This window comes from Gordonia sp. DT101, assembly GCF_049844895.1.
GTDB lineage: Bacteria > Actinomycetota > Actinomycetes > Mycobacteriales > Mycobacteriaceae > Gordonia.
Genome location: NZ_JBNCLX010000009.1, coordinates 79,138 through 92,936, shown reverse-complemented (window position 1 = coordinate 92,936; position 13,799 = coordinate 79,138). Strand labels below are relative to the sequence as shown.

Annotated in this window: 19 protein-coding genes; 12 read left to right on the top strand and 7 right to left on the bottom strand. The window is 61.8% G+C overall.

The features are described 5' to 3' along the window. The first annotated feature begins 424 nt into the window (after positions 1-424). Complete coding sequence (locus tag ACLQ3I_RS22685) at positions 425-631, top strand: helix-turn-helix domain-containing protein (RefSeq protein ID WP_425805000.1); 207 nt, start codon at positions 425-427, stop codon at positions 629-631. Between the two features lie 70 nt (positions 632-701). Here the strand turns inward: ACLQ3I_RS22685 and ACLQ3I_RS22680 are convergent, their stop codons facing one another. Next, complete coding sequence (locus ACLQ3I_RS22680) at positions 702-962, bottom strand: hypothetical protein (protein ID WP_425804998.1); 261 nt, start codon at positions 960-962, stop codon at positions 702-704. 9 nt (positions 963-971) lie between these two features. Continuing rightward, positions 972-2,030, bottom strand: a complete 1,059-nt coding sequence (locus tag ACLQ3I_RS22675; protein WP_425804996.1) for an HNH endonuclease — start codon at positions 2,028-2,030, stop codon at positions 972-974. Between the two features lie 81 nt (positions 2,031-2,111). Between ACLQ3I_RS22675 and ACLQ3I_RS22670 the strand changes: the two genes are divergently transcribed. After that, complete coding sequence (locus tag ACLQ3I_RS22670) at positions 2,112-3,110, top strand: Eco29kI family restriction endonuclease (RefSeq protein ID WP_425804993.1); 999 nt, start codon at positions 2,112-2,114, stop codon at positions 3,108-3,110. Here the strand turns inward: ACLQ3I_RS22670 and ACLQ3I_RS22665 are convergent. Beyond that, positions 3,107-3,712, bottom strand: a complete 606-nt coding sequence (locus ACLQ3I_RS22665) for an Eco29kI family restriction endonuclease (RefSeq protein ID WP_425804991.1) — start codon at positions 3,710-3,712, stop codon at positions 3,107-3,109. The two genes, ACLQ3I_RS22670 and ACLQ3I_RS22665, sit on opposite strands and share 4 nt — an antisense overlap. Then, complete coding sequence (locus tag ACLQ3I_RS22660; RefSeq protein ID WP_425804988.1) at positions 3,709-4,905, bottom strand: DNA cytosine methyltransferase; 1,197 nt, start codon at positions 4,903-4,905, stop codon at positions 3,709-3,711. The genes ACLQ3I_RS22665 and ACLQ3I_RS22660 overlap by 4 nt, the downstream gene beginning before the upstream one ends. Positions 4,906-4,922: 17 nt before the next feature. Between ACLQ3I_RS22660 and ACLQ3I_RS22655 the strand changes: the two genes are divergently transcribed. Continuing rightward, positions 4,923-5,465, top strand: coding sequence for a very short patch repair endonuclease (locus ACLQ3I_RS22655; protein WP_425804986.1), 543 nt, complete (start codon positions 4,923-4,925; stop codon positions 5,463-5,465). A gap of 1,010 nt (positions 5,466-6,475) precedes the next feature. Here the strand turns inward: ACLQ3I_RS22655 and ACLQ3I_RS22650 are convergent. From ACLQ3I_RS22650 to ACLQ3I_RS22640, 3 genes are all read right to left on the bottom strand, one after another. Further along, on the bottom strand, positions 6,476-7,525 hold the full coding sequence (locus ACLQ3I_RS22650) for a Shedu anti-phage system protein SduA domain-containing protein (protein WP_425804984.1): 1,050 nt from the start codon (positions 7,523-7,525) through the stop codon (positions 6,476-6,478). 16 nt (positions 7,526-7,541) lie between these two features. After that, entirely contained in the window at positions 7,542-8,558 is a 1,017-nt protein-coding gene (locus ACLQ3I_RS22645; RefSeq protein WP_425804981.1) for a toll/interleukin-1 receptor domain-containing protein, read from the bottom strand. 97 nt (positions 8,559-8,655) lie between these two features. Next, positions 8,656-8,808 (bottom strand): hypothetical protein, encoded by a 153-nt coding sequence (locus tag ACLQ3I_RS22640; protein WP_425804979.1) that lies wholly within the window; start codon positions 8,806-8,808, stop codon positions 8,656-8,658. Positions 8,809-9,381: 573 nt separating this feature from the next. Between ACLQ3I_RS22640 and ACLQ3I_RS22635 the strand changes: the two genes are divergently transcribed. The 9 genes from ACLQ3I_RS22635 to ACLQ3I_RS22595 all read left to right on the top strand — a co-directional run bounded on the left by ACLQ3I_RS22635 (position 9,382) and on the right by ACLQ3I_RS22595 (position 13,796). Beyond that, positions 9,382-9,936: an HNH endonuclease gene (locus tag ACLQ3I_RS22635; RefSeq protein WP_425804977.1), complete on the top strand. Its 555-nt coding sequence runs from the start codon at positions 9,382-9,384 to the stop codon at positions 9,934-9,936. 29 nt (positions 9,937-9,965) lie between these two features. Further along, positions 9,966-10,607: a hypothetical protein gene (locus tag ACLQ3I_RS22630; protein WP_425804975.1), complete on the top strand. Its 642-nt coding sequence runs from the start codon at positions 9,966-9,968 to the stop codon at positions 10,605-10,607. Continuing rightward, entirely contained in the window at positions 10,604-10,888 is a 285-nt protein-coding gene (locus tag ACLQ3I_RS22625) for an HNH endonuclease (protein WP_425804973.1), read from the top strand. The genes ACLQ3I_RS22630 and ACLQ3I_RS22625 overlap by 4 nt, the downstream gene beginning before the upstream one ends. Positions 10,889-10,902: 14 nt before the next feature. After that, positions 10,903-11,079: a hypothetical protein gene (locus ACLQ3I_RS22620; protein WP_425804971.1), complete on the top strand. Its 177-nt coding sequence runs from the start codon at positions 10,903-10,905 to the stop codon at positions 11,077-11,079. Continuing rightward, a complete protein-coding gene (locus ACLQ3I_RS22615) occupies positions 11,076-11,318 on the top strand; it encodes a hypothetical protein (protein WP_425804969.1) in 243 nt (80 codons plus the stop codon). The genes ACLQ3I_RS22620 and ACLQ3I_RS22615 overlap by 4 nt, the downstream gene beginning before the upstream one ends. Before the next feature lie 54 nt (positions 11,319-11,372). Next, on the top strand, positions 11,373-11,888 hold the full coding sequence (locus ACLQ3I_RS22610; RefSeq protein WP_425804966.1) for an HNH endonuclease: 516 nt from the start codon (positions 11,373-11,375) through the stop codon (positions 11,886-11,888). A 144-nt stretch (positions 11,889-12,032) separates the two neighbouring features. Continuing rightward, positions 12,033-12,290 (top strand): hypothetical protein, encoded by a 258-nt coding sequence (locus ACLQ3I_RS22605; RefSeq protein WP_425804963.1) that lies wholly within the window; start codon positions 12,033-12,035, stop codon positions 12,288-12,290. After that, complete coding sequence (locus tag ACLQ3I_RS22600; protein ID WP_425804961.1) at positions 12,259-12,903, top strand: hypothetical protein; 645 nt, start codon at positions 12,259-12,261, stop codon at positions 12,901-12,903. The genes ACLQ3I_RS22605 and ACLQ3I_RS22600 overlap by 32 nt, the downstream gene beginning before the upstream one ends. After that, complete coding sequence (locus tag ACLQ3I_RS22595; protein ID WP_425804958.1) at positions 12,900-13,796, top strand: hypothetical protein; 897 nt, start codon at positions 12,900-12,902, stop codon at positions 13,794-13,796. Before ACLQ3I_RS22600 ends, ACLQ3I_RS22595 begins: the two co-directional genes overlap by 4 nt. The last annotated feature ends 3 nt before the right edge of the window (positions 13,797-13,799 follow it).

Here is a 13,799-nt window from a genome sequence, read left to right as displayed (position 1 = left end):
ACCCGGTCGATGACCCGGGTGGCAGCCAAACACGCCCGCAGACAACAAGAACGAGAACGCAACCGACGCCGACGCGAGCGCGAGGAGGCCGACTGAACGCTGAAGGCACGTATGATTCAACAAACTGAGAAACCCCTGCTGAACAGGGGTTTCTTGGTGCCCTCGGTGAGACTCGAACTCACACTGGACGGGTTTTGAAATCGTCTGACCTGGGGTTTTGTGTTCTTGGCCGGAACTGGCTTCGTTTGCTTTTTATGGTGTTGACCTGCGGGTATACGCATCTTCGCGTTGGCTGTCGATGGCGGCTTTCGATACGTTTTCGTACCCACTGCGTACCCGATTCGAGGTCTGAGCCCCGCGATCGTTTGAGCCCGACGACGCCGTAATCTCACATCGAGACAATCCCGACAAGACGAGGACGGAAATGACCGAGAGCCGAGGCCGTGGACCGGCAAAGCTCGCGTACAGCACCACCGAGGCCGGCAAGCTCGTCGGCGTCAGTAAGCAGACCATCGAGCGCGCCATCAAAGCCGGCGACCTGATGGCCAAGCGCATCGGGACCCGAGTTGTGGTGCCAGCCAATGAGCTTCAGGAGTGGTTTGAGGCCCTCCCGTACGCACTCGAAGATTAGCGCGAGACACTCGCCGAGCACTCGCGAGTCCATCGCGAGAATCGACCGAACAGTCGCGAGATCGCAACGTTCAGTCGTCGACCTCCACGAAGCACCAACCGATCTGACCGAGATCGTAGTTGCCGTCGGAGTCGGGCCGGAGCTTGTCACCAGAGATCACCGCGGTCGTCTCGATGAAATGCAACGTCTCGCCTTCGGCGGCTGCGATCACCGATTCCAGTACATCGCGAGTGACGACGGGGGTTGCCCAGCCGTTCCAAGGTCGCCCATAGCGCACTGCACTCCAGACGTGTTCCGGCTCGAAGCCGTCGATGGTGAATCTGGAAGTCATGGTTGGAGGTTACGGTGTGGAGTCCTGCGAGCTGGCATCGGATTCGAGTTGCAGGATACGAGCGTGGCGACGCCATTCGCTCTCGGACGGATCGCCGATGTGCACCCACGCGTCCATGAGTCCCTCCCGCTCGAAAGTTGCGGAGAACGATCCGATGAAATCGAAGTCGACAGACCGCCGTCGTGTGCTGCCGGATGCGAAGTAGTCATCGTCGTCCTCCTCGATGTCGGCTATGAAGCTGCCCTCCAGTTCTCCCGTGAGCGTCACTGCGCCGTCCTCGTGGCGCAGTTCGTACACATAGAGCGCGACGGGGTTGCTGCTCGGACGCTCGGTGAGCGTGACTGAAGTGAAGATGCGCCGCGAGCCACGCAGCCATTCATCGACGTCGCGATCGAGGTCATCGGCGAAGTACTCACGGATGTGATCGAGTACCCAGCGCAGTGAGAGTTCGAGGACATCTTCGAGGATGATCCGCGCACGATGCGATTGGGCGTCGAAGTCAACTGTCGTCACCTCGTCGGGGAGCTTGATCATGCGCCCTCGGTACTCCACTGGACGACGTCGAACAGAGAAGTCCTCCGAATAGGGCGCATTGAGAATGTGCGGGAACTTGTCTCTGAAGACTGGGAGGATCAGTGAACCGAACGCCTCGACAGACTCCGCGACGTCATCACTGCCAAGATCGGCGGCGGTCACCGCCAGGAGTGCCTTGACCACCGTCCCGTCCTTGCGGAAGGTGGCAAGATTCCTCGCGACGTTGGGTGCGCGACCAGCGGCGGCTTCGCGGATCGCGTCGACACGTGGAGCGTCGTCGAACTCACTGTTGCCCTTCTCTTGGTTGCACGGGCCGCAGATCGGCGCGAGGTTGGCGACGTCATCCACATCGAAATCCTGGCTTGACCCACCACGGGGGTTGCGCGGAACGATGTGGTCGATCTGCAGCTCGCGGAACGTCTTCGGCTTCCTACACCAGTAGCACTTGTTGCCCCACGCCTCGGTGAGTGCAAGCAGTAAGAGCCGGTTGTGATCGCGATTGGTGTGGGAATACCGAGCCTCTGCCGTGGTCATGAATCAGTGAGAATAGTCGCGACCGACGACAACCTGCGCGGCAGCCTTCACCCCTGGCACATCAAGCTCTACTGTCGGAGCGTGACCCTCAAGGACGACGTTGACGACATCGTGTCGAAGCTGGCCGCTCTAACCGAGCGCGTCAAGGCCCTTCAGGGGCGGCGGCTTGGCGTCGATCAGCGCGACAGCCTTCGGGAAGCTGACGAGGAACTACGAACCCAGCTCGGCTCGGCGATTGAGTCGAAGAACCAGGCCATGCCGCTCTACAAGCAGGTCGAGGACGTCGTCGCCAGCCTCGAAGCACTTGGTGATGCGGTCGATGCCCTGAAAGGGCGAGGAATAAGCCTCGATGACCGGGCGAACCTTCGCGAGGCATCCGAGGATCTGACGTCACATCTTCGCTCGGCGATCAACCCGCGAGCGATGCCACCGGCAGTGTTCGACCCATCCGACACCCGGGTGTTCGGCCGCGTCGCGGCGATGGCTTTGCTGGCACAGGACCCCATCCCGCTCGGCGCGGTACCCAATGTCTACGGGTCGGGTGTGTATGCGCTGTACTATCTGGGCGATTCGCCTCTGTACCAAGCGATTAGCAACACGGCGACCCCGATCTACGTCGGCAAGTCGACCCCGCCCGATGGTGCGATCACCGTGATCGAACAAGACAACGCGCTCACCACACGGCTCGGGGATCACAGAAGTTCGATCAACCATGCCGACTTGGAACTGGATCATTTCCAGTGCCGATTCCTGGTTTGCGCTTCCGGATGGGAATCGCCGGCCGAACTTGAGCTGATCCGGTACTTTCGACCGGTTTGGAACAAAGGCAACGGCATTGAGCCCGTGCACGGATTCGGCAACCATGACCCCGGGTCTGGGCGTGGGGATGGCAGGAAGTCAGAGTGGGACACTCTCCACACTGGGCGAAGTAGTAAGTCGCTCAAGAAGAATGAGAAGACCAAGGTAGAACTGGAAGATCAGGTCGCACGGCATTTCGCAGAGGTTCCCGCCGTCGCGGACACTCAGGCGGTCATTGACGACTTCCTTCAGTTCCTTGCTTCGCCCCCGATGAACATCTAGCCGAGTCGGTCGATGATGTACTGCGTGACGTCCTGAGTGATCTGTTCGGCGGTGTCGTCGCGCCCGGGATACTTCTTCGCCCACGGCCGACCTGGGTGGAGAGTGTCCCACATGGAGCGCTTGCCATTGACTCGACCGCTGCCTGGATCATGGTTGCCAAAGCCGTCGAGAACGGCGTTCCAAACGGGGCGGTAGCGGCGGATCATGGCCGATTCGCCGAGCGCGATCCAGATGTCCTCGACCACGAGCCAGCGGGCGCTGAAGTCTGCGATGTCGAGATTCTCAGCGGCCCGAACGCTCTTGGCGTGCTCGCGGATTCGTGATGAGAGTGCCTTCGTGCTCGTATGTGAGACAGCCTCAAGTCCACGCCGGCCGCCCTTGGGTACGGCCTTGCCGACGTAGATCGGTTGGATCAGGGACTCGGTGTTGGCCGCCGACAACTCGGCGTAAGCGAGGAAGTCGCCAACGTAATAGAGCGCGTACACGCCAGCGCCGACGAACGTCGACACATCATCGAGTGGGACGGGATCCTTTTCCTCGATCTGATTGACGACCGACTTCGCGAGGTTCTCCATGTCCAGGGGATTGAATGGCTTGCTCACGCCGTCGCCGATTTGCGAGCCTTGCGCCGGTCGGTCGCTGCCTTTTTTGCGGCGTTGAACGTCGCTACGTCGAGGTGCTCACGCACAGATAGGGCCACTATCTCGGCGAGCATCACCGGTACAGCGTTTCCGAGTTGTCGCATCGCCTCGGTCCACGGCCCGTGGAGGCGGTAGCGGTCAGGGAACGTCTGCAGGCGCGCTGCTTCGCGAACGGTGAAGTAACGCACCGAGCCGTTGACGTTGCGCAGCATGTTCTCCCCACCCGGGACGCCGTGCACGCCGGCCTTCAGTGCCTTGGCAGGTGCATCAATGTAGGAGCCGGTGTGGCCGGGGTACGACCTGGCACCGGGTTGAAGGACATGGTTGAGGTACTTGGTGCTGCCATTGAGGGTGGGTTCGGGAAGCCCGCGCAGCGCATCTCGCACCGTCCGCCAAGGCTTGTGGGGACCGTCGACGAGCGCTGCGGTACGAACCGTCGGCGTGCGGTACTTCTTGGGCACCTTGTGGCGTTCCCAGTAGGAACCATCGTCCTGAGCAGCACGCAGAGCGGCCGCAGAGTGTGTCGCCTCTGGGAAGCTCCACTCGGCGTCGACGTCGGAGCGGAATCCGATGAAGAACACCCGCCAGCGCTGTTGGGGCACGCCATAGTCAGCGGCGTTGACGAGGGTCGGCAGCACCTTGTACTGAAGATCAGAGCGCACCGAAGTGTGCTCTGCCTGCAAGCGGGAGTAATGGGCACCCCATGATTCGCCCTCGTTAGCCACTAGTTCGGGGTGACCCAGCCGCAATTGGATGTAGCTGTAGTAGTCGCTGAACGCCGACCGAGTCAACCCACGCACGTTCTCGATGATGAAGGCACGGGGCCGCAACTCTCGGATGACTTCGGCGGTCGCGGGGAACATGTCGCGCTTGTCATCGGCGGCGTTGCCCTTGCCGCCGGCAGAGAAGGGCTGGCAGGGCGGGCCACCGCTGACTAGATCGACGCCGCTCGGGACTGTGGACCAGTCCACTTTCCGGACGTCACCTTCCTGGACGTCAATGCCGCGGACGAGTGGGTATCCGCCGTCGCGGTTCTCTCGAAGGGTGTCACAGGACCACCGATCCCATTCAGCCACGACCTCGGTGGTGAACCCGGCCAGGTGGGTTCCGAGTGTCAGACCACCCCCGCCAGCGAACAGCTCGACACTACGCATGAGTAGAGACTAGCGACATGGTGGCGGGATTCTACGCCCCAGGTACGGCATGTCCTGGATATGTCGCGCACACTGGGCGTGTGAGCGAGAGCTGGGCATCCAGCCCCGCAGTCCGGGCGACGATGCGGGGTAATCGCCGCCGTGACACCGAGCCCGAGCTGGCGGTGCGAAGACGCCTGCACAGAATGGGCCTGCGATACCGGGTGGACTACCCGCCTCTGTCTGGGCACCGCCGCAATCGTGCCGACGTCGTGTTCACCAAAGCCAAGGTCGCGGTGTTCATCGACGGATGCTTCTGGCACGGATGCCCTGAGCATCACCGGCCGGCAAACACGAACGCAACGTTCTGGTCATCAAAGGTGGAACAGAACCGCGCCAGAGATCAGCTCGTCACCGCTCGCCTTCAGGAGGCCGGCTGGGTGGCGATGAGGTTCTGGGAGCACGACGACCCACAAGTCGTGGCGAAGGAGATCGCGACCGTAGTCCGCGAGCGCCTCGCGGCGGGGGCGGGGGCTCCTGAGGGGAGTCGTGTGTGCTGGCGAGGATCTTCCTCGCATTGACGAGGAGCTTCCTCGTATCGACACAGACGTCGTGACCGTCCCATCGCGCAGATCAATCCAGGTGCTCAAGTTTGTGCGCTGGGAACAGGACTCGGTCCCCGTCTGGTCTGACTACTGACACAAGCGGCGGAAGGTGGCCGACGACGTGCCCATACATGTCTGTGCCGATGACGCGGATCCGATCTCCGACGTCGAACTCCATAGGCGAAGTGTAAGTCGACACAACGGTTGCTGCGCTGTGTGAGCGGGAACAGTAGTGGTGTAGATCACTCTCGGTCGAGAGTCGAGAGCCGTGGATACTGACCATGATCTGCCGGAGAATCATAGGTGTGGCTCGGAAGGGCTGCACTACAACTGAATGACCAGGGCCTCTGGGTCTTCCCCACAGCCGGCCGCAAGGATGAGAATGCTTGCGAGCACCGCGATTCGATCTCTGTGGACGTTAGCCCAGCGCCGGATGCCACTAGGTTTTTTCAAACTCCAGGGTGGCTCCGTAAGGAGAGGTGTATCTTCAACCAGTTTCAAATACTTTGTAGATCAACGGAATAAAGGCCCAAGGTCCACTCGGGGAGGACCAGTACGGAAAATGGCCCTCAAGGACTGCTCGGGGAAGACCCTGAACGGATGCGATCTTCTCGAACTCTCAAAAATCGTCCTCACATACCGTCGCCCGCGAAGCGGGTGACAGGCGCGAAGCGCCGGACGTCTTTTCCAGACTGGACACCATGGTGTTGTCCCCTGGCGGTGGGCGCAGACTCTTCAGCGGTGACTCGCCGCCGAAGCCAGCCACGTGGGCCAGGGGGCTCGGGGGACCAGGAATTGTTCGTCTCGCGACTACCGCATGAGCGAGCCATGAATCCTCACTGAGTGTGACGTGAATGAGGTGTGAATGGGCCTCGTTCACATTGCCACGGCAGGAAGAAACTGCAGGTCAGAACGGATTATGCTCCGAGTGTCCGCGTGGACGTTGCGGTGCAACGCTTCTGGACCGATGTGGATTCGTTGCACCGTCACACGCCGTCGCCTGCCCCTGAGATGCCAAGGGTCATCGCGTTCTTGGCATTGGTGATGAGTTGGTCGTACGTGATGACGCGCACTCGTGAGAGATGGCTGTTGTAGATGCGCAGCGCCAGGGATGCGTCTTCCTCAGTGAGACCCTCGGCGCTGCAATGCTCGATATGGCCGACCACGATGGTCGCGAAGGCGCGCTGGACTTCCAGCTTGAGGGTCATCTTGATGTTCGCGGCGTGGGTGTCGAGTTGGTGAAGGTAGTTCTCTGCCTGCGATACGGCCTCATGCACATCGTTGCCCACGATCCAGTGATTCCTGTGCATCTTGAAAAGCCTTGGAATACACGCTGTTTTGAGTTCCACAATGTGGATCGAGCCGTCGGTGTTGATCAGAGGCACGTCCAACTGGTCGAGGACTGTGAGGCTGCGGCGCTGCGTGACCCCGACGTACCGCCCGCCAAAGACCCACGGATTGTCTTGGATGAGCTTCTGGAACTCGCCCTCGCTTGTTCGTGGGGCACGTGCAAGCCGTTCCAGTTCTTCGAGTGCGCTCCGTCGGCGTTCCTGGTCGATCAAACCAGCCAGGTGGCCAGCCTGGCTCGACTTCGCCACGGCACGGACTAAATCCTCGTCCCCTCCAATAGATTCCAGAAGCTCAGCGAGCGCCGCCTCACCATCTGCGCCTGGCTGAAGACGTTCCGCCAGGACCTTCGCCAAGTCTTTACTGTCGGTCCGGACGTAATAACCTTCGTCCGCGAACATGCCGTTCATGAACTTCCGGAGGACATCAATCTCATCGTCGGCGAGCGAGAACTTCTTCGTTGGATTGTCGAAGTCGTATCCGAAATCCATCTCCTTCGCCGGGACCTCCTGGAACTCGATCTTCCGACCCGACGGATTCTCGGGATCCTTCCCGAAGTAGTGCATGGTGACGGACTTGAACGACTTACCGCGGGTCTTGAGTTCCATTCCGTCGTGTCGAAGGATCCCTGGCCTTGCTGAATTGCGCACCCAGCGGCCCAAGCCAGCTTTGTACTCCTCGATACTCACGCCACGTCTCCGCTACTCATGGCCAGAGCGATCCGGCATTGGCAGTCGGCGGGGGCGAGGCGACCCCTCGCGAGCGTGCATTCTTCTCGTCCTCAAGCTGCTGCAGGTAGACCTCGTAGGCGTCGATGTCCGCCGCAATCACTCCGCCGCCGGATTGCTGCCTCAGGAACGCGACGATCGCCCGTGGGTAGGGGATGCCCCCGTCGACTGCTGAGTTCGCCCAGTTGATCTGGGTGTTGTCCTTGCATGCCTGCAGCAGTCGAGCGCACTGGTTCGAATCGAGTGACCGCAGCTCTCGGAGGTAGTTCCAGATCGAATCGGTGACCGCGAATCTCGGTGACGCGGCCATGGCGTCGACGAGTGAAGCTCCGAAGCCACGCTGGAGTTCGGTCTTGCCCGCTATCCGTCCCAGGGTGGAGTTGGCGATGGCCTCCGGAGACAGATTCCCGGCGGTCTGGGCCTGATGCTTGCCAAGTGGACCGTACGGGTCAGCGTCAAACCGGAGCGCCATCACTGGCACGTGGCGGCCGAGTAGCCAGCCGACTTCCTGATCGCACCACGAGCTTTCCTTGAATCCCTGATGAAGGAAAACGAGGCCCGCATCCGCCCGGTCGAGCGCGCTCTCGATCTCGCTATGCCACTCGGCGTCCACAGTGATCGAATCGTGTGCCACGAAGAGCGTGATTCCAAAGGCGGCGAGAGCCTCAGCTACCCCGTGGACGAGCACGCGATGCTTCGCCAGGTGCGAAGCGAAAACGAACAGAGGTTGCGTACTGGTCGCGGTGGCGGTGACTACCGCTGCCGGCGCATCGCTGGGAAGTTCCAGTCCGAAATGTTGGGCGAGTTCAAGGAGCTGCTCATCAGACGCGGTGTCAATTGTTTCAGCGGTCGTCGGTCCCCATGAATCGTCATCGAGTTCTGCGACGCCGTACGTCCTCAGAATGATGTTCGCGTGATCCCACGGCAATTCATCGCGATCGTCGATCTTGCGTGCGATTGCGAGTACAAGTTTGACCCGGCTCTGTTTGTCCATCGCGTGGCTCCCAGCGTCGATCCGCCTTGGATCTTTCGCGTCGATTATTCCACGCAACACCGACATACTCGGCTGTCGCCACGCCCCGGGCCACGTTCTAGCGCAAGCGCTTGAGAAGTTCCTTTGACCACTCCGCGCCACGCTCGGCCGCTTCGACCACCGCTCGGCGGTATGACTCGTCATGCTGGGACTGAGGGGTCCGCCCGTTGGCGTCCTCGTCCCGTGCACCGGTGGGCTGGTTGTCTGCCATGGCTCAATCGTAATGGTCCGGGCCGGAAATCTGGCCACCATTTTCCACTGTCGATGCGAACCTGCGAGGTGGGCGATCCCCGTCACGCTCACAGCTTTGGTCAGCGATGGAACCGGGCGTCCCTCCGCTGCGTCGTACTAGTCATGGCACTCGACGCGCTGGCCCTCGTCGCAAGCCTTGCGGGCGCAGCGTTGTTGCTGCGCGAGATTGACCGGGATGTTCGTGAGACGGATGCCGGAAGCGTGAGCCGCGGGTCTGCGCAGGCTGAAGACTGGCTGCCCCCACGTCATGAACTGTCAGATAGGAATGATCAGATGTGGTGGGACAATAGCTAACTGTGATGTCAATCACTCGGCATTAGTTGCATTAATTATCGCTCGGCCCTTGACCTGCTGAATCAAGAAGTTGGCGATATTTCAAGTCCTTTCGGCCAAACCGAAAGAACTACCCGAAGCGCCGCATTCGCGGGATTCTTAAATCAGGAAGAAACGGCGGCTCAAGTACCGCCAGTCAACCGGACGGCAGCTCTGCCGAATACACCGGAATCCACCTCGCAAATCTCGGAGATCCTCCATGCGTACTTTCTGCAACTCTGCTCAAAATCCGGACATCACGCCGGCCGACATCGCCGCCCTCAATCGCCGCGGCTACACACTCAGTCCGACCGGGTGCTGGGAATGGTCCGGTTCACGCGACCGTGATGGATACGGCACCGTCACCCGGAACCGCAAACCATATCGGGCGCAACGTCTTTCGTATGAAGCTCACGTTGGCTCTATCCCCGAAGGCCATGTCATCTGCCACAGATGCGATAACCCGTGCTGCGTACGCCCAGAGCACCTCTTCGCTGGCACCCAGAAAGAGAACCGGGCCGATGCCTGGGGAAAGGACCGGCTCCCGCGAGATGAGGCGCACAAAGCCTGCAAACTCACCTCCGCGCAGGTCGTCCAGATCCGAGAACTGTACGCCACAGGCAAGTACACGCAGTACCAACTGGCTGATCGCTTCCGCGTCAGCCAGGGGCAGATCTCCAACATCATCCTCTGGAAACAGCGTCGCCGCGCCGAAGTTCCGCTCGCCCCGCACCACGTGCTGTCGACGATGCCATCCCTGGCTGAAGCCGCCTGAAGTAACTCAACAACAAGGGAATCCAAGCCATGACCAACCGCCTGTATGAACTCGCGATCGACATCCGTGACAGCTATCAGCACCTCCGGCCGACCAAGCGCGGCCCGGAAGTGTCCACAAGCAAGCCCGCACCCGGGCCCCGCGATCCGATCCCCGCGTACGTTCTCGATGTCGAGATCGCAACCGAACGCACCGTCCGGGCCATCGTCTCCGAACAAATGGCCGCGCACCCTGGCCTCCCCAGGCCGGCCAGTCGCGACGTCCACCACCTCACCACATGGCTCCTCAATCACTCCGGTGTCATCGTGCAGGGCATGGACCCCGGCGACATCCGCGACCTCGAAATCGTCGCGGCGCGATGCGACCGACTGGCCCGCAGCAACACTGGTGAGACCGACCGCGACGTGCGGCTCGCCCAGATGCGACAGCGCGCTGGTCTGGGTGCGGATCACTGGACCACATCCCGCCGGATCGTGAGCCTCGCCAAGGCTGCTGGGGTCGACATCAGCCGTACCACCGTCCGCAACTGGGGGACCGCCGGCCGGATCCGCACGCAGAAGGTCGGAGAAGAGACCCATTACTCGCTCGGGGACGTCCTCCGTGAGACCCGGCAGGAGGAACTCACGGCCAACGATCTCGCGCCGGACAGCGGTCACAGCGCGGCCGCGTGAGCGCCAAACGCCGAGCACTCCTGGCGGGGGCCACGATCCATACGGTGACCCCCGCCGGCCTCCGTGCCCGCTGGGACTACTACGAAGGCCGATGCTGGGTATGCGGCGACCTCGCTGAGCACATGGACCACGTGCGCCCACTGAGTCGCGGAGGTTCGCACTGCCTGGCCAACCTTCGGCCAGCCTGTGCCGCATGCAATCTCACCAAAGGTAGTACCTGGCCACTCGCCGCAGTCGCGGCGAAACATCACCGCTTCGCCCACCTCGCACCCACCGCCTGACCCGCAGGAGTCCAGTGAAAGTTCTAAGCATCCTCCTCCGTCGATACAAGCCGCTCGACTACGAAGTCGCCGTCGCGGCCCTGACTCGAATCATGGAGCTTGAAACGGCGATCTATCTGATCGACCCCAACCACCCCGTCCTGGCCAACAACGGCCAGTCCGCAAGTCCTGCTGCAAGAGGAGAAGCGTGAGCGCGTACACCGAGATCAACGGCAAGACCGTCTATTCCCCGTCTGGGGCGAAAGCTCTCGTGGAGGAGTTGCTTGATCAGCTTCGTTTGCCGATAGAAGGACTGCTATCGCTGAACGTCACAGCCAAAGCGATTGAGGCGGAATACGTTGACCAAGTCGAAGCGCTATGTCCGTCAACATCATCGGGGAAGAAGCCGATGATCGAGCACACATCCACCATCACGTTCCCGCTCCGGTGATGGCGCAGACGATCCTCAGCGAGCAGGTGGTGTCCACCCCTCGTGGTATGATCTATGTATATGCGAGTGCTGCCTTCCGGCAACGGAATTGAGCGCCTCGCATTTTGCGTAGACGCTCTCTGCGTTTGCGCCCAACCGCCGGTAGACGTCCAGCCTCACACACCGCATCCTTCCGACTTGTGTGAACCTGTCTGCCGGCGGTTGGCTTTCTGGGACTCAATTACCAAGGCGCGCATGCGAAACGCTACACAGCACAACCCGCGCAGAGCGAACGGTCATCGCCGCGACCAAGTCCGCCAGCGAGTGCTCCGTGAAGAACACCTCTGCCACCTTTGTGGGCAGCTCGTCGAGAAGACGCTCCCGACACCACATCCCGGCAGCCCCGAAGTCGACGAGATCATCCCCGTGAGCAAGGGCGGGTCCGCATACGACCGCGCCAACTGCCGACTCAGCCATCGAGCCTGCAACCGAGACCGCAGTGATCAAGACCTTCGGGGGTACCTCGCTCGGCGCACCCGCCCGACTGTGGGCGACGCGGCGGAGAGCATCACCGAACGCCGCTGGTGGTGAACAGGGTGGGGGAGTGACCCCCACCACGCGGCCACGACCCTCTCCCGGGCATAGGGCCGATCTCTCCCTCCGAGCGATTGGTCGACCCACACTCGATGACCTTTCCTCCCCTTTTCTTCCCCCACAAGCCGATGGAGGCCAGCAATGAGCACTTCAGTCACGGACGCTGTGGCCTCCGGCGATCAAGTGGCGACGTTGGTCGCACTACGAGATCGGTTGGCCCAGTTGATCGACGACCCCGACACGAAGGCCAGTGACATCTCGCCTCTGACCCGACGGTTCCAGGAAGTAGTTGAGCAACTCGCTGCTGCCCGGGCCCTAGCCGACGACGCCGCGAACCGCGATGCGGCCGTCAAGGAAGCCGCCGCCAATGACCAAGGATTCGACCCCGCCGCCCTCTGACGCCACCTTCGAGGACTACGGCCTCGCCCACACGCTGGATGCGCGTCCGGACCAACCGACGCTGCGGGAAGCCGCCAAGCATCTGATTCTCCCCGACGGCATCGAGTCAACGCTATGGCCGAAGATCGAGTACCGACTGTCCACGCTCGGTGTGACCCTGGACAACTGGCAAGCGAGCGCTTCCTCCGCCGCGCTGGGCCTCGATGCTGACGGCAAGTTCGCCTGCACCATCGGCGGCGTCACAGCATCCATCCCTCGCCAGGTCGGCAAGAGCTTCTGGGTCTCGCACCTGCTGATCGCACTCTGCATCGAAATACCCGGACTCAAGGCAACCTGGACCTCACACCACGGCCGCACGACGACGAACACCTTCCGTGCGGTCGCTGCTGCGGTCTCCCAACCGCTGATCAAGTCACACTTGCGGCAGGACCGCTCGAACGGTATCCGCTCCACCAACGGTGAGCAGGAAATCCACTTCGCCAACGGCAGCCGGATCATGTTCGGCGCCCGCGAGCAGGGCTTCGGCCGAGGACTCGACGCGATCGACATCGTGGTGATGGACGAGGCGCAGCAGCTCGGCATCAAGCACTCGAAGACATCGTGCCCACCATGAACGCGGCCAAGAACCCGTATGGCTCGCTGATCTTCTTTATAGGCACCCCACCCCGTCCCATCGACGACTCCGGCGCGTTCACGGCAAAGCGGCGTGGCGCTCTCTCGGGGAAGTCGCGCAACGGCCTCTACATCGAGATCGCGGGGCATGAGGACCTCGACCCCCATGGGGAACTGCAGTACCGAACAGCCAACCCGGCGTACCCCACCCGCGTTCCACCGGCGGCCATGAGTCGGATGGCGGAGAACCTCCCAGACGGCGAGGCGTGGCGACGTGAAGCCCTCGGTATCTGGGACAAGGACGAAGTCACCACCGACGCACCACCTGTTCTGACGGACTGGCCGTCCTATGTCGCTCCAGGACCCCCCATGGGGGAGTGTCCGATCGGCTACGGCATCGACCGCTCGGCCCTGCATGGATCGTCGGTGTGGGCCGCGTGGCGTGTGGGTGACGAACGCCTGCATGTCGAGGAAGTATTCACCTCGCATGACAACACCGCCACGGCCGATTTCGTCGCCAAGGTGAGCCGTCCCACGGACATCATCTTCATCGACAATCTCTCTGCCGCAGCACCACTCATTCCGCTCCTGGCCGCACGCAAACGTAATCCGATGCGCTCGTCGGCGACCGAGTACACCGCCGCGTGCGCGCTCCTGGAAGAGGCCCTCGAATCGGGTCGACTCACTCACACCCACTCGCCCGAGATGGAAGACGCGATCAGCCGCACACAGAAGCGCGACGTTCGCGGCGGTGGTTGGGCGTGGGAGATGCGAGACAAAGGCGCACCTATTCACCGGGTATCCGCGGCCTCGCTCGCGGTCCTCGCCGCAGCACGAAAGCCCGCAACGGCCACGAACCGCCGCAGCAGCCGAAAACGTAACGCAGCAGCCTGATTC